Origin of the sequence: Streptomyces sp. NPDC058880 (assembly GCF_042742535.1) — a bacterium.
Classification (GTDB): domain Bacteria; phylum Actinomycetota; class Actinomycetes; order Streptomycetales; family Streptomycetaceae; genus Streptomyces.
Genome location: NZ_JBHYMC010000022.1, coordinates 1 through 20,137, shown reverse-complemented (window position 1 = coordinate 20,137; position 20,137 = coordinate 1). Strand labels below are relative to the sequence as shown.

At 70.6% G+C, this 20,137-nt stretch carries 15 protein-coding genes; 2 read left to right on the top strand and 13 right to left on the bottom strand.

Annotated features, from left to right (window positions below; translation table 11 throughout):
* Positions 1-96: 96 nt before the first annotated feature.
* The 11 genes from ACFW2G_RS15455 to ACFW2G_RS15405 form a co-directional block, all read right to left on the bottom strand.
* Positions 97-876 (bottom strand): TIGR03936 family radical SAM-associated protein, encoded by a 780-nt coding sequence (locus ACFW2G_RS15455; RefSeq protein WP_037924370.1) that lies wholly within the window; start codon positions 874-876, stop codon positions 97-99.
* Between the two features lie 421 nt (positions 877-1,297).
* Positions 1,298-3,223, bottom strand: a complete 1,926-nt coding sequence (locus tag ACFW2G_RS15450; RefSeq protein ID WP_172671350.1) for a TIGR03960 family B12-binding radical SAM protein — start codon at positions 3,221-3,223, stop codon at positions 1,298-1,300.
* A gap of 76 nt (positions 3,224-3,299) precedes the next feature.
* The gene (locus tag ACFW2G_RS15445; RefSeq protein WP_384585097.1) at positions 3,300-4,817 is read right to left on the bottom strand and encodes a CHAD domain-containing protein; all 1,518 of its coding nucleotides are present in this window, start codon (positions 4,815-4,817) and stop codon (positions 3,300-3,302) included.
* A gap of 49 nt (positions 4,818-4,866) precedes the next feature.
* Positions 4,867-6,066: a rod shape-determining protein RodA gene (rodA, locus tag ACFW2G_RS15440; RefSeq protein ID WP_037923744.1), complete on the bottom strand. Its 1,200-nt coding sequence runs from the start codon at positions 6,064-6,066 to the stop codon at positions 4,867-4,869.
* Positions 6,067-6,081: 15 nt separating this feature from the next.
* Complete coding sequence (gene mrdA / locus ACFW2G_RS15435) at positions 6,082-8,253, bottom strand: penicillin-binding protein 2 (RefSeq protein WP_037923740.1); 2,172 nt, start codon at positions 8,251-8,253, stop codon at positions 6,082-6,084.
* Between the two features lie 13 nt (positions 8,254-8,266).
* Positions 8,267-8,974: a rod shape-determining protein MreD gene (gene mreD, locus ACFW2G_RS15430; protein ID WP_037923739.1), complete on the bottom strand. Its 708-nt coding sequence runs from the start codon at positions 8,972-8,974 to the stop codon at positions 8,267-8,269.
* A 13-nt stretch (positions 8,975-8,987) separates the two neighbouring features.
* On the bottom strand, positions 8,988-9,935 hold the full coding sequence (mreC, locus tag ACFW2G_RS15425) for a rod shape-determining protein MreC (RefSeq protein ID WP_037923737.1): 948 nt from the start codon (positions 9,933-9,935) through the stop codon (positions 8,988-8,990).
* A gap of 133 nt (positions 9,936-10,068) precedes the next feature.
* Complete coding sequence (locus ACFW2G_RS15420; RefSeq protein WP_030008578.1) at positions 10,069-11,088, bottom strand: rod shape-determining protein; 1,020 nt, start codon at positions 11,086-11,088, stop codon at positions 10,069-10,071.
* A gap of 296 nt (positions 11,089-11,384) precedes the next feature.
* Entirely contained in the window at positions 11,385-11,795 is a 411-nt protein-coding gene (gene ndk, locus ACFW2G_RS15415) for a nucleoside-diphosphate kinase (RefSeq protein WP_361596845.1), read from the bottom strand.
* Positions 11,796-11,885: 90 nt separating this feature from the next.
* On the bottom strand, positions 11,886-12,254 hold the full coding sequence (locus ACFW2G_RS15410; RefSeq protein WP_384455149.1) for a DUF4233 domain-containing protein: 369 nt from the start codon (positions 12,252-12,254) through the stop codon (positions 11,886-11,888).
* Between the two features lie 4 nt (positions 12,255-12,258).
* Positions 12,259-13,797 (bottom strand): folylpolyglutamate synthase/dihydrofolate synthase family protein, encoded by a 1,539-nt coding sequence (locus ACFW2G_RS15405; protein WP_037923729.1) that lies wholly within the window; start codon positions 13,795-13,797, stop codon positions 12,259-12,261.
* A 117-nt stretch (positions 13,798-13,914) separates the two neighbouring features.
* Between ACFW2G_RS15405 and ACFW2G_RS15400 the strand changes: the two genes are divergently transcribed.
* A complete protein-coding gene (locus ACFW2G_RS15400) occupies positions 13,915-14,958 on the top strand; it encodes a rod shape-determining protein (protein WP_384455153.1) in 1,044 nt (347 codons plus the stop codon).
* A 56-nt stretch (positions 14,959-15,014) separates the two neighbouring features.
* Here ACFW2G_RS15400 and ACFW2G_RS15395 read toward each other — a convergent pair whose 3' ends face one another.
* Both ACFW2G_RS15395 and ACFW2G_RS15390 read right to left on the bottom strand, forming a co-directional pair.
* A complete protein-coding gene (locus ACFW2G_RS15395; RefSeq protein WP_037924365.1) occupies positions 15,015-16,163 on the bottom strand; it encodes a sensor histidine kinase in 1,149 nt (382 codons plus the stop codon).
* A 251-nt stretch (positions 16,164-16,414) separates the two neighbouring features.
* Positions 16,415-19,036, bottom strand: coding sequence for a valine--tRNA ligase (locus ACFW2G_RS15390; protein ID WP_037923727.1), 2,622 nt, complete (start codon positions 19,034-19,036; stop codon positions 16,415-16,417).
* A 127-nt stretch (positions 19,037-19,163) separates the two neighbouring features.
* On the opposite strand from ACFW2G_RS15390, the gene ACFW2G_RS15385 reads away from it, so the two are divergent.
* Complete coding sequence (locus ACFW2G_RS15385; RefSeq protein WP_384585100.1) at positions 19,164-20,093, top strand: hypothetical protein; 930 nt, start codon at positions 19,164-19,166, stop codon at positions 20,091-20,093.
* Positions 20,094-20,137: the final 44 nt, after the last annotated feature.

Here is a 20,137-nt window from a genome sequence, read left to right as displayed (position 1 = left end):
CGTGTTGTCCGTACGGCCTGGCGGAAGTCTTCAGGTCTGTACGCGGCCCGACCCAGGTGGCTCCCGAGTACCAGGGCTGCGCGACGACGACGGTCCTTACGCGGCGGGACCTTCCGGCGCCTTCGCGTCGGCGGTCACGGCGACCGTGGGTGGGGCGGCCGTGTCTGCCTCGCGGTCGGGCGCGAGCGGGTCGGTCACCGTGCCGGACTCCTCGTCGAAGAGCCCCTGCGCCAGCCTGGTCACCGCAGAGGGGACCGGCGGCGCCAGGTCGGCCACAGCTCGGAGACCGGACAGGACGTCGTCGGGTCGCACGGCAGGTGTCAGATGCCGAACAACCAGCCGCAGTATCGCACAGGCATTGTCCAGCGGCCTATCAGCCGGCGCGGGAAACGCTTCGAGGCTGACGACCGCCCCGCGGGTGTCGAAGGTGCGCACGCCGTTTTTGGTCTTGCGCTGCACCTCGACGGCCTCGGCGGCCAGGAAGGCCGTCACGGCCCGCTCGGCCTCGGCGGGCTCCACGCCGTCCAGGCGCAGCTCCCACACGGAGGCGGTCAGCCGGTCGGCCAGGCCCGAGGTGCGGGCCTCGACGGCTTCGATGATGTCGAGGCCCGCCGGCATCGACTCGTCGAGCAGCTCGCGGAGCCTCTCGGGATCGCGCGGCGCGGCGAGGCCGATCTCCAGGTACTCGGCCTCGCTGCCGGTCCCGGTCGGGGCGGCGTTCGCGTACGAGACGCGCGGGTGCGGGGTGAAACCTGCCGAGTACGCCATCGGCACCTCGGCGCGGCGCAGGGCCCGCTCGAAGGCGCGCTGGAAGTCTCGGTGGCTGGTGAACCGGAGGCGGCCGCGCTTGGTGTAGCGCAGTCGGATGCGCTGCACCACCGGTGCGGGAGGCGGGCCTTCGGGCTGTCGCTTGCCCAGGGGTTCTTCTCCTTGTGCGGGGCTCCGCGGCTCGCGCTTCGCCCTGAGGTCTGTCGACCCGCTCCGGCTCACCCCTGTCCTCGGGGCAGGGAGATCTCGTCAGCGGGTGCCGCGTCGGCGGCTGTCGTACTACCCAGAGTACGCGCCCGTGACCTCGCCGGTTCCACGGGAGGAGCACCGGGGACCGCGCGGTGCACGGTGGCCCGGGTCCGCTCCGTGCCGTACCCGACGCCGACGGGGGCCGCCCGTCCGCTTCGATGCGGAGGAGGAGACGGCGGAGGAGGAGACGGAGGAGACGCCCGGGGAAACGCCGGAGGCCCCCACCCGTTGCGGGCGGGGGCCTCTCGTGACCTGGGGTGCACGTGGCCGGCGGGGCCGGCTACTTCACGACCGACAGCGGCAGCAGCTTCTTGCCGGTGGGGCCGATCTGGATCTCGGTCTGCATCTGCGGGCAGACACCGCAGTCGAAGCACGGGGTCCAGCGGCAGTCGTCGACCTCGGTCTCGTCGAGGGCGTCCTGCCAGTCCTCCCAGAGCCAGTCCTTGTCGAGACCGGAGTCCAGGTGGTCCCAGGGCAGGACCTCCTCGTAGGTGCGCTCGCGCGTGGTGTACCAGGCCACGTCCACGCCGTAGGCGGGCAGCGTCTTGTCCGCGGCCCGCATCCAGCGGTCGTAGCTGAAGTGCTCGCGCCAGCCGTCAAAGCGGCCGCCGTCCTCGTAGACGGCGCGGATCACGTCGCCGATGCGGCGGTCGCCGCGCGAGAGCAGGCCCTCGACGATGCCCGGCTTGCCGTCGTGGTAGCGGAAGCCGATGGAGCGGCCGTACTTCTTGTCGCCCCGGATCTTGTCGCGGAGCTTGCCGAGGCGGGCGTCCGTCTCCTCCGCCGACAGCTGCGGCGCCCACTGGAACGGGGTGTGCGGCTTGGGGACGAACCCGCCGATCGACACGGTGCAGCGGATGTCGTTCTGGCCGGAGACCTCGCGGCCCTTGGCGATGACGTTGACCGCCATGTCGCCGATCTGGAGCACGTCCTCGTCGGTCTCGGTGGGCAGGCCGCACATGAAGTACAGCTTCACCTGGCGCCAGCCGTTGCCGTAGGCGGTGGCGACGGTCCGGATCAGGTCCTCCTCCGAGACCATCTTGTTGATGACCTTGCGCATGCGCTCGGAGCCGCCCTCGGGGGCGAAGGTCAGGCCGGAGCGGCGACCGTTGCGGGTCAGCTCGTTGGCCAGGTCCACGTTGAAGGCGTCCACGCGGGTGGACGGCAGGGACAGGCCCACCTTGTCGTCCGAGTACCGGTCGGCCAGTCCCTTGGCGATGTCGGCGATCTCGGTGTGGTCCGCGGAGGACAGCGAGAGCAGGCCGACCTCCTCGAAGCCGGTCGCCTTGAGACCCTTCTCGACCATCTCGCCGATGCCGGTGATGCTTCGCTCCCGCACGGGGCGCGTGATCATGCCGGCCTGGCAGAAACGGCAGCCGCGGGTGCAGCCGCGGAAGATCTCGACGGACATGCGCTCGTGGACGGTCTCCGCGAGCGGGACGAGGGGCTGCTTGGGGTACGGCCACTCGTCGAGGTCCATGACGGTGTGCTTCGACACCCGCCACGGCACGCCGGACCGGTTGGGCACGACGCGGCCGATGCGGCCGTCCGGCAGGTACTCGACGTCGTAGAAGCCGGGGACGTAGACGTTGCCGGTCTTGGCGAGGCGAAGGAGGACCTCTTCGCGGCCGCCGGGCCGGCCCTCGGCCTTCCAGGTGCGGATGATCTCGGTCATGTCGAGGACGGCCTGCTCGCCGTCGCCGATGACCGCGCAGTCGATGAACTCCGCGATCGGCTCCGGGTTGAAGGCCGCGTGGCCGCCCGCGAGGACGATCGGGTGGTCCACCGTGCGGTTCCTGGACTCGAGCGGGATGCCCGCGAGGTCCAGGGCCGTCAGCATGTTGGTGTAGCCCAGCTCGGTGGAGAAGGACAGGCCGAACACGTCGAAGGCGGAGACCGGGCGGTGGCTGTCCACGGTGAATTGCGGCACCTTGTGCTCGCGCATCAGCTCTTCGAGGTCCGGCCAGACGCTGTAGGTGCGCTCGGCGAGGACGCCCTCGCGCTCGTTGAGCACTTCGTACAGGATCATGACGCCCTGGTTGGGCAGCCCGACTTCGTATGCGTCCGGGTACATGAGGGCCCAGCGGACGTCGCAGCTCTCCCACTCCTTGACCGTGGAGTTGAGTTCACCGCCGACGTACTGGATGGGCTTCTGCACGTGCGGAAGCAGGGCCTCAAGCTGAGGGAAGACCGACTCGGTCATCACGCGACTTTCGTGAAGCGGGCAGGGGGCAGCTATCTAGCGTACCCCGACGGCCCAGCCGCCCCCACCCGCATGATCACTACAGGGCCGCCCGCAGGGCAGGGGCCGAGGCCTTCGCCCAGAGGTCCGGAAGTTCCCGTTCGCGCCGCTCGGCCAGGGCCTCCTCGCGGCCGTAGAGCACACCCCAGGTGAAGGAGTCCTCCCCCGCGTCCGCCGCCTGGGCCGCGAGGCCGCGCAGGGCGTCCCGGGCCACGACGCTGTCCTGGTGGTCGCCGAGCAGGTTCTGGACCTCCTTCATGGCCTTGGCCAGGCGTTTCGCCGGCTTGCCGAACTCGGGCACGGCGGACTCCGCCGCGTACCGGACGCGTTTGGCCGATTTGCGGGCCCCATGCAGGGCCAGGTCCCGTTCCTTGCCCGCGTCGAGCGCGAGGGCTGCGTCGATCCGGCCGGCGAGGCGGGCGTAGTCGCGGAGCACCGCCTTGCGGAGCACCTTCTCGGGGGATCCCGCGGCGGCGTCGAGCAGCGGGGGCGCGTCCAACAAGGCGTCGAGGGAGTTCAACAGGGTGACGTAGCGGTCGCTGTCAAGTGCGGCCAGGGTCCTGCGGCGCGATCGGGAGCGCCGGCCCGTGTTCCAGGTCCGGAGCCGGCTGCGGAGGGGGCCGGACAGCAGGGTGCGGGGCAGTTCGCCGAGCTGGGCCTGGAGCCGTTCCATCAGGACTTCCTGGTCGCGGTCGACGCCGAGTTCGGCGGCCAGCCAGCGCAGCTCCTCGCCGAGCGGGTCGGTGACCCCGCGGTCGAGGACCTTGCGGTAGGTCGTGAAGGCGCTGCGCAGCCGGCGGGTGGCGACCCGCATCTGGTGCACGGAGTCCGGCAGGTTCCGCCGCACGGCCGGGTCCTGGGCGACCAGGGCGTCGCGCTGCTCGGCCAGGTACGCGATGACGTACGCGCCGGCGGTGCCTCCGGGGCCGCCTCCGGCCGGCCGGGTCGGGGGTTCGGCGCCGGTCTCGGCGAGGGCCCGCGCGAGCTTCGAGGGGGCGTCGGAGACCCGGAGCCCGCCCTTGCGGAATGTCTTCGCGACGGCGTCCAGCAGTTCGGGTCCGACACCGTCGGCGAGTTCCACTTCGACCTCGGTCCAGGCGGCGGTGGCGTCGCCGCGTTCGGCCAGGACCTCGTCGGTGCTCAGTTCGGCGAGGAGTGCTCCGTCGGCATCGAGCAGGTGGCTGACACGGCGCGAGGAGACCAGTCGGACCTGCGGCCCGAGCCCGGCGTCGCGGACGCGGGAGCGGACGAGGGCGGCGAGGGCGGGCGGGACCGTGTCGCTGAGCGCGGCGCCGACCTCGTCGCGCACGCCTGGGGAGACGGGCAGTTTGAGGTGCCAGCCCTCGTCCGCGCCGCCCGTTCTGCGTCGGAGGGTGAGCCCGTCGGCGGCGAGCCGCTGGTCGGGGGTGTCGTAGTAGACGGCGTCGAGGTCGACGGTGCCCTGGTCGGTGACGGCCGCGATCGCGCCCGTCCCCGTCAGGTCCGGCACCCCGCGCCGGGCAGATGCGGCCTTGGAGAACTCGAATTTGCGCTCGATCTCGCGCTTTGTGTCCGCCATGTACCGAACTTAGTCCTGAACGGAACACGTATGCAGGATGAACGGAACATCAGGCCGACAATGGCCGTTGCACCTTGATCGACTGGAGGAGTCCGACCGCTATCCACACGGCGAACATCGACGAGCCTCCGTAGGACACGAACGGCAGCGGCAACCCGGCCACGGGCATGATGCCGAGGGTCATCCCGATGTTCTCGAAGGACTGGAAGGCGAACCAGGCGATGATGCCGGCGCACACGATGGTCCCGTACAGCTCGGTGGTCTCCCGGGCGATCACGCAGGCCCGCCAGAGGATGACGCCGAGCAGGACGAGGATCAGCCCGGCCCCGACGAAGCCGAGCTCCTCGCCCGCCACGGTGAAGACGAAGTCCGTCTGCTGCTCGGGCACGAACTGGCCGGTGGTCTGCGAGCCCTTGAAGAGCCCGGAGCCGGTCAGGCCGCCGGAGCCGATGGCGATGCGCGCCTGGTTGGTGTTGTAGCCGACACCGGCGGGGTCGAGCTCGGGGTTGGCGAAGGCCGCGAAGCGGTTGATCTGGTACTCGTCCAGGACGCCGAGCTGCCATATCAGGACGGCTCCGGCCACGCCGGAGCCGAGCAGGCCGATCACCCAGCGGTTGGAGGCTCCGGAAGCGAGCAGCACGCCGAGCACGATGACGACCATGACCATGACGGAGCCGAGGTCGGGCATCAGCATGACGATGCCCATCGGGGCCGCGGCCAGGCAGAGCGCCTTGACGACGGTGCGGTGGTCGGGATGGGCCAGGTCGCCGGCGTCCACCCGGGTGGCGAGCAGCATCGCCATGACCAGGATGATCGTGATCTTCACGAACTCGGACGGCTGGAGGGAGAATCCGCCGCCGACCACGATCCACGCGTGGGCGCCGTTGATGGTGGCGCCGAGCGGGGTCAGCACGGCCAGGATGAGCACCAGCGAGAGCCCGTAGAGGACGGGCACGGCCCCGCGCAGGGTGCGGTGGCCGAGCCAGACGGTGCCGATCATCAGTACCAGGCCGATGCCGGTGTTCAGGGCGTGCCGGGCGAGGAAGTAGTAGGGGTCGCCCTGGTTCAGGCTGGTCCTGTTGCGGGTGGCCGACCACACGAGCAGGGCGCCGAGGCAGGACAGGGCGAGCGACGAGAGCAGGATCGGCCAGTCGAGCCGGCGCAGCACGGAGTCACGGGCGGTGAGCCTGGCCATCGGGCCGCGCTCGGGCGCGTAGCGGGAGACGGAGAACTTGTTGGCGGTTGGCATGTCGGTATGGGGTCCTCAGTCGTGCCGTGTCGGGGGAGGCCCGGCGAGTGCCGGCGGTTCCGGTTCCTCCGGGGACGGCGGTACGTACGGCCGGATCTCCGGGGAATCGATGGAGCCGTCGGGGTTGATCCTGGGCAGTTTCGCCTCCGGGGCCGGCAGCAGGGCCGTCTTCAGGTCCTGCTTCCCGTCCATGGTCAGACCGTAGAGGGCGTTGTAGAGGTTGCGGACGGCGGGTCCGGAGGCTCCGGAGCCGGTGCCGCCCTGGGAGATCGTCATGACGATCGTGAAGTCCTTGGTGTAGGTCGCCAGCCACGAGGTGGTTTGCTTGCCGTAGACCTGGGCGGTACCGGTCTTCGCGTGCATCGGGATCTTGTCCTGGGGCCAGCCTCCGAAGCGCCAGGCGGCGGTGCCGCCGGGCTCGACGACCATGCGCAACCCCTTGTCGAGGTCCGCGATGGTCTGGGCGCCGATCGGCAGCCTGCCGTGGGACTGGGGCTTGATCATCTCGATGCGCTTGCCGTCCGGGCTGATCACGGCCTTGCCGACGGTGGGGTTGTAGAGGGTGCCACCGTTGCTGATGGCGGAGTAGGCGGTGGCCATCTGGATGGGGGTGACCAGGACGTCTCCCTGGCCGATGGCGAAGTTGATGCTGTCGTAGGCCTTGAGCTGGTTGCCTTCGAGGCAGCTCTCATAGGCGATCTGCTCGACGTAGGTGCCGCCCCGCTTGCCCTGCTTGCACCAGGAGTCCTTGTTGGCCGCCCAGAAGCTCTGCTTCCACTGGCGGTCGGGGATGCGGCCCTTGACCTCGTTCGGCAGGTCGACCCCGGTCTCGGAGCCGAGCCCGAACTCGCGGGCGGTCCGGTAGAACCAGTCGTGGGCGTCCTTCTTGGGGCTGAGCCCTCCGTCGCGCTGCCACTCCTTGTGCCCGAGGGCGTAGAAGACGGTGTTGCAGGAGAACTTGAGGGCCTCGCCGAGGGTGATGGGGCCGTGCCCCTTGGACTCGAAGTTCGCGAAGCTGCGGCCGCCGAGGCTGTAGGAGCTGCTGCAGTTGTACTTGTCGTTGAACTTGTAGCCGGCCCGGACGGCGGCACTCGCGGAGACCACCTTGAAGATGGAGCCGGCGGGGGCCATGCCCTGGATGGCCCGGTTGAGCAGCGGGTAGTTGGAGCTCTTGCTGGTGAGCTTGGCGTAGTCGGTGCCGGAGATGCCCCCGACCCAGGCGTTCGGGTCGTAGTCGGGCTGGGAGGCCATCGCGACGATGCGGCCCGTCTTGGCCTCCATGACGACGACGGCGCCCGAGTCGGCCTCGTACTTGCGGCCGGTGATGTTGTCGGTCTCGTTGCGGACGACCTTCATGGCCTGCTGGAGCTCGAACTCGGCGACGGCCTGGACCCGGGCGTCGATGCTGGTGACGAGGGTGGATCCGGCGATTCCGGGATCGGACCTGGTCTGTCCCATGACCCGGCCGAGGTTGTCGACCTCGTAGGAGGTGACCTGTGCCTTGCCGCGCAGCTCCCGGTCGTAGGTGCGCTCGATCCCGGAGCGGCCGACCTGGTCGGAGCGCAGGTGCGGGGAGTCGGTGTCCTTGGCCTTCTGGATCTCGTCGTCGGTGACGGGCGAGAGGTAGCCGAGCACCTGCGAGGTACGGGCGCCGCCGGGGGCGGGATAGCGGCGGACGGCGGTGGGCTCCGCGGTGATGCCGGGGAACTCCTCCGGGCGCTCGCGCAGCTGGAGCGCCTGCTGGGTGGTGGCTTCGAGGGTGACCGGGATCGGCTGGTAGGGCGAACCGTTCCAGCAGGGCTTGGGGGTCTGGGAGTCGCAGAGCCGGACCTTGTCCATGACCTCCTTGGGGGTCATGTCCAGGACGTCGGCGAGGCGGGTCATCACGCCCTTGCCCTTGTCCTTCATCTTCATCAGCGCGGTGCGGCTGGCGGAGACGACCAGGCGGGTCTCGTTGTCGGCGAGCGGGACCCCGCGGGCGTCGAGGATCGAGCCGCGCACGGCGGGCTGGACCACCCGCTGGACGTGGTTGCTCTTGGCCTCGTGGTAGTACTCCGCGCCGTTGCGGATCTGGAGGAACCAGAGCCGGCCGCCGAGGGTGACGAGCATCGAGAAGACGAGGACCTGCATGATGACGAGCCTGATCTGCACCCGGGAGGTGCGGCCGGTCTCCGGGACGTTGGTCACGTCTGCTCCTCCCTCACAGCTTCTTGGCGCTCTTCACACCCTTGGCCGGCTTGACGCCCTTTATGCGGACCGCCTTGTTGGCGCGGGACCGCGCGGTCTTCATGCGCAGGCCGCCGCGCTGGTTGCCGATGCTCAGGCCGGTACCGCCGGCCAGCCAGCCGGCGGAGACGTCTGCGGTCTTGTTGCCGGGGCCGCCACCCGCCTCGACGGCCATCGGGTCGTTCTCGGCCTTGCGGGCCAGCGCCATGATCCACGGCACGGTGAACGGCGCGAGCAGCAGGTCGTAGAGGGTGGCGGTGAACATCAGCCCGGTCAGGCCGACGTGGCGGGCGGCGGTGTCGCCGACCAGCGCACCCACGCTGGCGTAGAGCAGCGTGGAGCCGATCGCGGCGGCGACGACGGCCAGCATCGGGCCCCAGGCGGAGCGGAACCGGCCGCCGTCGGGCCGGACCAGTCCGACGACGTAGCCGATGACGCACAGGACGAGCGCGTACCGGCCGACCGCGTGGTCGGCGGGCGGTGCCAGGTCGGCGAGGAGTCCGGCACCGAAGCCGATGAGCGCGCCGCTGACGTGCCCGTACACGAGTGCGAGGGACACCACGGTGAGGAGCAGCAGGTCGGGTACGGCGCCGGGCAGTTGGAGCCGGCCCAAAACGGTGACCTGGATGACGAGGGCGACCACGACGAGCGTGGCCGAGAGCAGGATCCGGTTGAAGCGCATGCGGGGTCGGCTCCTAGTCGTCGGCCGGCTGGGCGAGCCGGCTGGCGGACCCGGACGGGGTGACCGTGACGGTGACCGTCGGGATGGGCTTGGGGGCCTCGGGCTTGGGCGGCAGGACGGCGTCGCGCGGGTCCTCGCGCGGCGGCATGACCACGACCCCGACGATGTCCAGGCGCGAGAAGCCGACGAACGGCCGGACCCAGACGGTGCGGGTCAGGTCGCCGCGCGAGGGATCGACTTTGACGACCTCGCCGATCGGGACGCCGGGCACGAAGGGCTTGTTGCCGCGCGAGCCGAAGGTGACGAGCCGGTCGCCGGGGCTGACCTTGGCCTTGCCGTTGAGCATCTGGACGGACAGGGCGCGATCGCCCTGTCCGGTGGCGAAGCCGAGTTCGCCGGTCTTCTCCAGGCGCGTGCCGACGGTGAAGTCGGGGTCGTTGGCGAGGACGACGGTGGAGGTGTCGGGTCCGACGGTGGTGACGCGGCCGACGAGCCCGTCGCCGTTGAGGACGGTCATGTCGCGTTCGATGCCGTCCTTGCTGCCGGCGTCGATGGTGACGGTCCAGGAGAAGCCCTGGGCCGCTCCTATGGCAATGACCTCGGCGCCCTTGATGCCGTACTGTCCCGCGCCGGCCCGCTTGAGCATCTCGTCGAGCTCGTGGATACGGCTGCGGGTCTGGTCCTCGCTGCCGAGCTTGGCCTTCAGGGCCGCGTTCTCGCGCTCCAGTGCGGCGATGCGGTTGTGGCGCTTCCCGGAGTCCCTGACCGCCCCTATGGCGTTGGCGACCGGATCGACCGCGGTCGCCACACCTTCCTCGACCGGCCCGAAGACCGCTGCGGCGGCCTGCCGGGCACCGTCGACCGGCGACTCCTCGCCTGCCCTGATGTCCACCGTGATCAACGCGAACGCGATGGCGATCAGAAGCACCAGGAGCAGCCGGCTTTCTCGTGTGTCCCTCACGTGCGGCGGCCGTGCCTTCCTCGTCGGAATTCTCGTTTTGCCTGTATATCAACGATCCGCCGTACGGGCCCGGTAGCACCCGTACGGCGGATCCTTGTGTTCCGCTCAGTCCCCTCCCCCGGCGGGAGGGCGGTCAGCGACGGGGCTGGGCGTCCAGGACCTGCTGGAGGGCCTCGAACTCCTCGACGCACTTGCCGGAGCCGAGCGCGACGGAGTCGAGGGGGTCCTCGGCGATGTGGATCGGCATGCCGGTCTCACGGCGCAGCCGCTCGTCGAGGCCGCGGAGCAGGGCGCCGCCGCCGGTCAGGACGATGCCGCGGTCCATGATGTCGCCCGAGAGCTCCGGCGGGCACTTGTCGAGCGTCGTCTTGACCGCGTCGACGATGGAGTTGACCGGCTCCTCGATGGCCTTGCGGACCTCGGCGGCCGAGATGACGACCGTCTTCGGCAGGCCCGAGACCAGGTCCCGGCCGCGGATCTCGGTGTGCTCGTCCTTGTCGAGGTCGTACGCCGAGCCGATGGTGATCTTGATCTGTTCGGCCGTCCGCTCACCGAGGAGGAGGGAGTACTCCTTCTTGATGTGCTGGATGATCGCGTTGTCGAGCTCGTCGCCGGCCACCCGGATGGACTGTGCCGTGACGATTCCGCCGAGGGAGATGACGGCGACCTCGGTGGTGCCGCCGCCGATGTCCACGACCATGTTGCCGGTGGCCTCGTGGACGGGCAGGCCCGAGCCGATGGCGGCGGCCATGGGCTCTTCGATGATGTGCACCTGGCGGGCGCCGGCCTGCGTGGACGCCTCGATCACCGCGCGGCGCTCGACTCCCGTGATGCCGGAGGGCACGCAGACCACGACGCGCGGACGGGCCAGGTAGCGGCGCTTGTGGATCTTGAGGATGAAGTACCGGAGCATACGCTCGGTGATCTCGAAGTCGGCGATCACGCCGTCCTTGAGGGGCCGTACGGCGACGATGTTGCCGGGCGTGCGCCCGATCATCTTCTTCGCCTCCGAGCCGACCGCCAGGATGCCGCCGGTGTTCGTGTTGATGGCGACCACGGACGGCTCGTTCAGGACGATCCCCCGGCCCCTCACGTACACCAGCGTGTTGGCGGTCCCGAGGTCGATCGCCATGTCACGGCCGATGAACGACATGTTGTTCCCCTTGTTCCCCATGAGGAGCGTCTGGCCTTCCAGTTGATAGCGGCTGCTGTCAGGTCGGCGAGGTGGGTGTGTGGGTGGAGGCCCCATCGTAGTCACGGTTGTACCGACACCGCGCGACGGGACTCCGGCAATCCCGCCGGAATGGATACCCGCCCCCTTACTGGTGACGACGTGTCCTGCCCAGGCGTTCCCGCCCGGGCCCGGAAATACCTTGGGGCGACCGAAATTACTTCGGTCGCCCCAGGTCATGAGCGCTATTCGGCTGATGTCTCGTCAGGAGGGACTGATCAGAGCGCGGGGAAGAAGAGCTTCAGCTCGCGCTCGGCGGACTCCTCGGAGTCCGAGGCGTGGATGAGGTTCTCCCGGGTGATGGTGCCGAAGTCGCCCCGGATGGAGCCGGGCGCCGCGGCGATCGGGTCGGTGGGACCGGCCAGCTGGCGGACGCCCTCGATGACCCGCTCCCCCTCGACGACCAGCGCCACGACCGGCCCGCTGGACATGAAGCCCATGAGCGGCTCGTAGAAGGGCTTGCCCTTGTGCTCGCCGTAGTGCGCCTCCAGGGTCTCCTGGTCGAGCGTACGCAGCTCCAGTGCGGGGATGGTCCAGCCGGCCTTCCGCTCGATGCGGCCGATGATCTCGCCGACCAGGCCGCGACGGACGGCGTCGGGCTTGAGCAGGACGAGGGTGCGCTGGGTCATGTTGCGGCTCCTTGCGGCATACGGGTGCGGTAGGGCGAATCTACAGGGCCGTCCGGGGCGGCCTCGCCGCCCGGGTGGTCCGGGGATCCGTCAGGCGGTGTCGGGCGCCCCGGACGCGGCGGCGGCCTCCTGCGCGGCGGCCCAGCGCTCCTTGATCGAGTCGACCTTCCGGCCGTAGTGCACGGAGCACCACCACAGTCCGGCGAACACCGCGCCGAGGAAGAACATCGTCGGGACGACGAAACCGCTCGCGATCAGACCGATCTGCAGGGCCCAGCCCAGCTGCACCGCCCCGGGGCGCGCGAGCATGCCGCACAGCAGCACCGACAGCAGCATCGAGACCCCGCACACCGTCCAGACCGCGGCCTGGGTCAGGTCCGGGTCCTTCATGGCGACCAGTCCGGCGAAGCCGATCACGAAGAACTCGCCGATCAGCGTGCTCGCACACAGCGTGCGCATCCCCTCAACCCCTCTTCAGCAGCAGGCGGGCCTCGCCCACCGTGATCACGGAACCGGTCACCAGGACCCCGGCCCCTCCGTACTCGGCCTCTTCCTCCGCCAGCGTGATCGCCGCCTCCAGGGCGTCGTCCAGCCGCGGCTCCACCTGCACCCGGTCCGAGCCGAAGACCTCCACGGCCACGGCCGCCAGCTCGTCCGCGCCCATCGACCGGTGACTGGAGTTCTGCGTGACCACGACTTCGGCGAAGATCGGCTCAAAGGCCTCCAGCACCCCGCGGACGTCCTTGTCCTCGCTCGCGGCCACCACGCCGATGAGCCGGCTGAAGCCGAACGCCTCGGTGACCGCTTCCGCGGTGACCGCCGCCCCCGCCGGGTTGTGCGCCGCGTCCAGGATCACCGTCGGGCTGCGCCGCACGACCTCCATGCGGCCGGGCGAGGTCACCGAGGCGAAGGCCTTGCGCACGGTCTCCACGTCCAGCACCCGGGCGTGCTGCCCGCCGACCCCGAAGAATGCCTCGACCGCGGCCAGCGCCACCGCCGCGTTGTGCGCCATGTGGGCGCCGTACAGCGGGAGGAAGACGTCGTCGTACTCGCCGCCCATGCCGCGCAGCGTCAGCTGCTGCCCGCCGACCGCGACCTCGCGCGAGACCACGCCGAATTCCATGCCCTCGCGGGCCACCGTCGCATCGACCTCGACGGCCCTCTTCAGCAGCACCTGGGCCGCGTCCACCGGCTGCTGCGCCAGGATCACGGTCGCGTCCTGCTTGATGATGCCGCCCTTCTCCACGGCGATCTCAGCGGGCGTGGAGCCGAGTCGGTCGGTGTGGTCCAGGCTGATCGGGGTGACCACGGCGACGGAGCCGTCGATGACGTTGGTCGCGTCCCAGCTGCCGCCCATGCCGACCTCGACCACCGCGACGTCCACCGGGGCGTCCGCGAAGGCCGCGTAGGCCATCCCGGTGAGCACCTCGAAGAACGACAGCCGGAACTCCTCGGCGGCGTCGACCATCTCCACGTACGGCTTGACGTCGTGGTAGGTCTCCACGAACCGCTCGGCCTCGATCGGCGCCCCGTCGAGGCTGATCCGCTCGGTGATCGACTGCACGTGCGGGCTCGTGTAGCGGCCGGTGCGCAGCTCGAAGGCGTTCAGCAGGGCCTCGATCATGCGGGCCGTGCTGGTCTTGCCGTTGGTCCCGGTGACGTGGATGGAGGGGTACGCGCGCTGCGGCTCGCCCAGTACGTCCATCAGCGCCGCGATCCGCGACACCGAGGGCTCCAGCTTGGTCTCCCCCCAGCGGGTGGAGAGCTCCTGCTCCACCTCCAGCAGCGCCCTCGCCACCTCCGGGTCGACGGGTCGGGCAGGCACCGGGTCCCCCTGGGGCGGCCCGGCGTGGGCGCGCAGGGTGCGGCTGCCGGCCTCGATCACCGCCAGGTCGGGGTCGCGGTCGGACTCTTCCGCGACGATCTGGTCGAACTCGTCGAAGGCGCCGGTGCGGTCTTCGTCGTCGTGGCGGTCGTGGTTCTCGGGCTGCTGGTCACTCACAGGGCCAGTCTACGGACGGCCACCGGGAGGACTTTCGGCCCGGGCGCTTCGGGACCTCCGGCGGGCGGAGCGGCCTGATCTCCGTGCAAGCCTTGCGAGCAGCAGATTGGGGAACAAATGCCGCAGGCCAGCAGCAACAAGACAGCGTCCAGCCGCGACATAGCCATCGACCTGGGAACCGCCAACACCCTGGTCTACGCGCGGGGGCAGGGAATCGTCCTCGATGAGCCGTCCGTGGTCGCCGTCAGAGCGGGCACCGCCACCGCCCTGGCCGTCGGGGCGGACGCCAAGGAGACCATCGGCCGCACCCCCGGTTCCATCACGGCGGTCCGCCCCCTCAAGGACGGCGTGATCTGCGACTACGAGGCCGCCGAGGAGATGATCCGGCACTTCGTGCGCAAGGCCGTGCCCGGGCGGCGGCCCCGCACCCGGATGGTCGTCTGCGTGCCCTCCGGCGTCACCCCGGTCGAACGGCGGGCCATCGTCAACGCCGCCACCCGGGCCGGCGCCAGGACCGTGCACCTCATCGAGGAGCCGATGGCGGCCGCGATCGGCGCCGGTCTTCCCGTGGCGGAACCGCGCGGTTCCATGGTCGTGGACATCGGCGGCGGCACCTCCGAGGTCGCCGTCATCTCCCTCGGCGGCATCGTCACCTCCCGCTCGCTGCGCGTCGGCGGCGACCGGCTCGACGCGGCGATCACGGAGCACGTGCGCAGGGAGCACGCGCTGCTCATCGGCGAGCGCACCGCCGAGCAGGCCAAGCTGGCCATCGGATCGGCCTGGCCGGTACCGGACCGGCCCGAACGGGAGACGGCGACCTTCACCGTGCGCGGCCGCCAGAAGGTCGGCGGCATGCCGAAGACGCTCGCCCTGGGCGCGGCCGACGTCCGCGCCGCCCTCGACGAGCCGGTCGGGGCGATCATCGCGGCGGTCCGCGGCACGCTGGAGGAATGCCCGCCGGAGCTGTCCGGTGACGTCATGGAGCACGGAATCGTCCTGACCGGCGGCGGCGCCCTGCTGCCCGGCCTCGACCTGCGCATGGCCTCCGCGACCGGCATCCCGGTCTTCGTGGCCGACCACCCGCTGCACTGTGTGGCGCTGGGCTCCGGCCGCTGCGTGGAGGACCTGGACAGCCTCGACGGCCTGCTGACGCCGGCCTGACCCGGCGCGGCGCCGCAGCCTGCGCCGTGCGACCGCCGGGAACCGGGGGACGGCCCTCAGCCGCGCGGCAGGGTGGCGACGACCTCGTACGCGTCGTCCGTGCGGGTCGCTGTCAAGGTGCCCCCCAGGCTGCGGACGCGCTCGGACATGCTCGCCGTGCCGGAGCCCGCCGAGACCGGGCTCCGGCCCGGGGTGCGGGCCGGCAGGGCGTTGCTGACGGCGATCCGCAGCCGCGGGCCGTCCGCCGCGATCGACACGTCGATGGTCTCCCCGTGCGCGTGCTTGGCGGCGTTGGTCAGGCACTCCTGCACCACCCGGTAGACCGCCGCCTGCCGCAGCGGCGACAGCCGGTGTACTTCCTCGTCCATGGCCAGCCGGACGGGCGAACCGGCCCGTCCGCTCTGCTCCGCCAGCTCCGGCAGCCCCTCCACACCCGGGGTCGATGCCCGTTCGCCCCGCTGCACGATGATCTCGTTGAGCACCAGGTGGGCCCGGCGCGCGGAGTCGGCCAGCTCCTCGAAGTCCTTCGCGTGCGCCGTCCCGCGCGCCCGTACCGACAGCACCTCGGAGCGCACCGTGAGCATGGTCAGCTCCCGGCCGACGAAGTCGTGCACGTCGCGGGCGACGGAGACGCGCTCCTGCTGGACGGCCCGGAACACGGCGGACTCGGCCCGCCGGGCGGTCAGCTCCCGCACCAGGTCGTGCCGGTACGCGGCGATGCCCACGGCCGAGGCGAGCGCGCCGATGGGCACGACGATGCTGAGGAAGCCGCTGAGCCGCTGCCCCTGTGGCTCGGGCCAGCCCGGCACCCAGAACATGACCAGGGCGAAGGCGACGTATGCGAGCGTCGCCAGGATCCCCGCCCGGCGCCCGCGGAAGCGGCCGACCGAGTAGAGCGCGAACTGGATCAGGGTCAGCTCGTGCAGCCACCCGATGAAGAACAGCGCGACCAGGTACGAGACCCAGGGCAGCCGGCGGCGCACCAGCAGGGTCGTGCAGCCCAGAGCGAGCACGACGGCCGCGGCGGGTCCGCTCAGCGAGTTGTCGGCGGCCGCCAGCCCCGGCAGGTCCAGGGCCATCAGCCCGAGACAGCCCAGAGCGGTGAGCACGTCGACCGCCCGCGGCGAACCGGCCCAGGTGCCGGCCGTCCGGCGGCCGGCAGCCACCCACCGGCGGAACACCGGGGCGAGGGGCTTCACGTGCATGCCCTCCATCATCCGTGGTCGGCGCGGCGGATGAGGTCCAGCCCGCAGGGAAACACCGTGATGTAGGGCACTTCGGACAGGCCGGAGGTCCGCGCGGGCCGCGGCCGCGCGGATGCCGCGGGCCCGCCGTGCACCCGCGTACGGCGAGGGCCCCCGCCACCGGAGTCCGGTGGCGGGGGCCCTGGTCGAGCTCCGGCGGCTGCCGGGACGTGTCGCGGAAGTCCCGGCTGCCGCGCAACGTCCGGCCGGCCCTATGCGGCCGGCAGGGTCTCCAGCTGGGCCTGGATCCGGGCGATGTCCGCCTCGGCCTTGGCCAGTCGGCCCTTGATCTTGTCCACGACGTTGTCGGGGGCCTTGGCGAGGAAGGCCTCGTTCCCGAGCTTCGCCTCGGCCTGCTGCTTCTCCTTCTCCGCGGCACCGAGGTCCTTGGTCAGGCGCTTGCGTTCGGCGTCCACGTCGATGGTGCCCGACAGGTCGAGCGCGACCGTGGCGCCGGCGACCGGGAGGGTCGCGGTGGCGCTGAAGGAGTCGCCCTCGGGCTGCAGGCGCAGCACCTGGCGGATGGCGGCCTCGTGGGCGGCCAGCGCGGTGCCGGTCAGGTCCAGACGGGCCGGGACCTTCTGCTTGTCGTCGAGGCCCTGCTCCTTGCGGAAGCGGCGGACCTCCTTGGTGAGCGTCTGGATGCTCCCGATCTCGGACTCGGCGGCGTCGTCACGGAAGCCGCTGTCCTTCGGCCAGTCGGCGACGACCAGCGACTCGCGGCCGGTGAGGGTGGTCCACAGGGTCTCGGTGACGAACGGGACCACCGGGTGCAGCAGGCGCAGCATGACGTCGAGGACCTCACCGAGGACCCGCGCGGAGACCTTCGCCTGTTCGCCGCCCGCGAAGAAGGTCGTCTTCGACAGCTCGACGTACCAGTCGAAGACCTCGTCCCACGCGAAGTGGTAGAGCGCCTCGCTGAGCTTCGAGAACTGGAAGTCCTCGTAGTACGCGTCGACCTGCGCGATCGTCTTGTTCAGGCGGGAGAGGATCCAGCGGTCGGTCGCCGACAGCCGCTCGGCCGGCGGCAGCTCGCCCTCGATCGTGGCGCCGTTCATCAGCGCGAAGCGCGTGGCGTTCCAGATCTTGTTGGCGAACTTGCTGGACGCCTGGACCCAGTCCTCGCCGATCGGGACGTCGGTGCCGGGGTTGGCGCCCTTGGCCAGGGTGAACCGGACGGCGTCGGAGCCGTACTTGTCCATCCAGTCCAGCGGGTCGACGACGTTGCCGAAGGACTTCGACATCTTCTTGCCGCGCTCGTCGCGGACCAGGCCGGTCAGCGCGATCGTCTTGAAGGGGACCTCGCCGTCCATGGCGTACAGGCCGAACATCATCATCCGGGCCACCCAGAAGAAGATGATGTCGTGGCCGGTGACGAGGACGTCGGTGGAGTAGAACTTCGCCAGGTCCGGGGTCTTCTCCGGCCAGCCGAGCGTGGAGAACGGCCACAGACCGGAGGAGAACCAGGTGTCGAGGACGTCGGTGTCCTGGGTCCAGCCCTCGCCGGTCGGCGCCTCGTCGTCGGGGCCGAGGCAGACGACCTCGCCGTCCGGGCCGTACCAGACCGGGATGCGGTGGCCCCACCACAGCTGGCGCGAGATGCACCAGTCGTTGAGGTTGTCGACCCAGTCGAAGTAGCGCTTCTCCATCTCGACCGGATGGATCGCGACACGGCCGTCGCGGACCGCGTCGCCGGCGGCCTTGGCGAGGGTCTCGACCTTGACCCACCACTGCAGCGAAAGACGCGGCTCGACGGTGGTGCTGCACCGCGAGCAGTGCCCGACGGAGTGCAGGTACGGGCGCTTCTCGGCGACGATGCGGCCCTGCTCGCGCAGCGCGCCGACGACCGCGGAACGGGCCTCGTAGCGGTCCAGGCCGAGGAAGGGGCCGTGGACGGTGATGACGCCGTGCTCGTCCATGATCGTCATGTTGGGCAGGCCGTGGCGCTGCCCGATGGCGAAGTCGTTCGGGTCGTGCGCCGGGGTCACCTTGACGGCACCGGTGCCGAACTCCGGGTCGACGTGCGTGTCCGCCACGACCGGGATGGTGCGGTCGGTCAGCGGCAGCTTGATCTGCTTGCCGACGAGGTGCCGGTAGCGCTCGTCGTCCGGGTGGACGGCGACGGCGGTGTCACCGAGCATCGTCTCGGCGCGGGTGGTGGCGACGACGAGGGTGTCCTCGCCCTCCCCGTACTGGATGGAGACGAGCTCGCCCGCGTCCTCCTGGTACTCCACCTCGATGTCGGAGATGGCCGTCAGACAGCGCGGGCACCAGTTGATGATGCGTTCGGCCCGGTAGATCAGGCCGTCGTCGTAGAGCTTCTTGAAGATGGTCTGGACGGCCTTGGACAGGCCCTCGTCCATGGTGAAGCGCTCACGGGACCAGTCGACGCCGTCGCCGAGGCGCCGCATCTGGCCGAGGATCTTGCCGCCGTACTCCTCCTTCCACTGCCAGACGCGCTCGACGAACGCCTCACGGCCGAGGTCGTGGCGGGACTTGCCCTCCTCGGCGAGCTGCTGCTCGACCTTGTTCTGGGTGGCGATGCCGGCGTGGTCCATGCCGGGCAGCCACAGCGCCTCGTGACCCTGCATCCGCTTGCGGCGGGTCAGGGCGTCCATGAGGGTGTGCTGGAAGGCGTGTCCCAGGTGGAGGGAGCCGGTGACGTTCGGCGGCGGGATGACGATGGTGTACGGGGGCTTCTCACTCGCGGGATCGGCCGTGAAGTACCCACGCTCTACCCAGCGCTCGTAGAGCTTGCCCTCTACATCGGCCGGCGTGTAGGCGGTCGGCAGTTCGGAGTCGGGGCTACTGGGTGTCTGCGTGTTCTCGGTCACGGGGCTCAGTTTAGGGCCGTAACAGTCCAGTCATGAAACCGGTTGTGGAGGGGCCCGGCGCCCTGACGGGCTCCGGCTTCGGTCAGGATGTGAGGAACGCATAAGCAACCTCAGAGGGGGACGCGGGATGAGCTACAACCAGCCGGGGCCTTACGGACAGCAGCCTCAGCAGCCGGGACCGTACGGGCAGCAGCCCCCGCCGCCGCCCGGCCCCTACGGCCAGCCCCCGCAGCCGGGCCCCTACGGGCAGCCCGCGCCCCCGCAGCCGGGCTACGGCTACCCCCAGCAGCCGGGCGTCCCCCCGCAGGGCTACCCCCAGCAGCCGCCGACCCAGGCCTACGGCTACCCGCAGCAGGCCCCGTACGGCACCGAGCCGCCGAAGAAGTCCAAGGCCGGCGTGATCATCGCGGCGGTCGTCGCGGTGGCGGTCATCGCGGGCGGCGGCTGGTATCTCCTGGGCGGCGGCCCGAGTGGTTCCGTCTCGGCCGACACCAAGGGCTACAAGCTGGTCGCCCCGGAGTCGGTGGACGACTTCAAGAAGGACCCGAAGTACAAGGACAAGCCCTTCACCGACAAGGACAAGGCGGAGGCCGAGGCCGCGGGCATCAAGAACCCGACCAAGGCGGCCATGAACTACCAGGCGGGCGACCCCAAGAACCCGCTCAGCGCCAAGGGCCTCAACTTCTCGGGCGTCTACGGCGAGATCGCCGACCCGGAGAAGACCGTGGACGGCTACTTCGCCATGGCCAAGCTGGAGAGCGCCAAGGACGGCAAGTCCGACGTCGAACTCGTGGGCACCCCCAAGGCGGTGACCCCGGCCGGCTTCGAGGGCGCCGTCATGAAGTGCCAGGACGTCAAGTTCACCGCGAAGGAGGCGAACACGAAGGGGCCCAAGGAGGCCACCCTCCCGATCTGCATCTGGGGCGACTACAGCACGCTGGCGATGGTCAGCGCCACGGACGTGGCGTCCATCCTCGCGGGCAAGCCGGGCTACAACCAGGAGCAGACCGCGGAACTGGCCGCCAAGCTCTACAGCACCGCCCGCGTCAAGATGTAGCGCACGGCAGTACGCGAAAGGGGCGCCCCGGCCGGGGCGCCCCT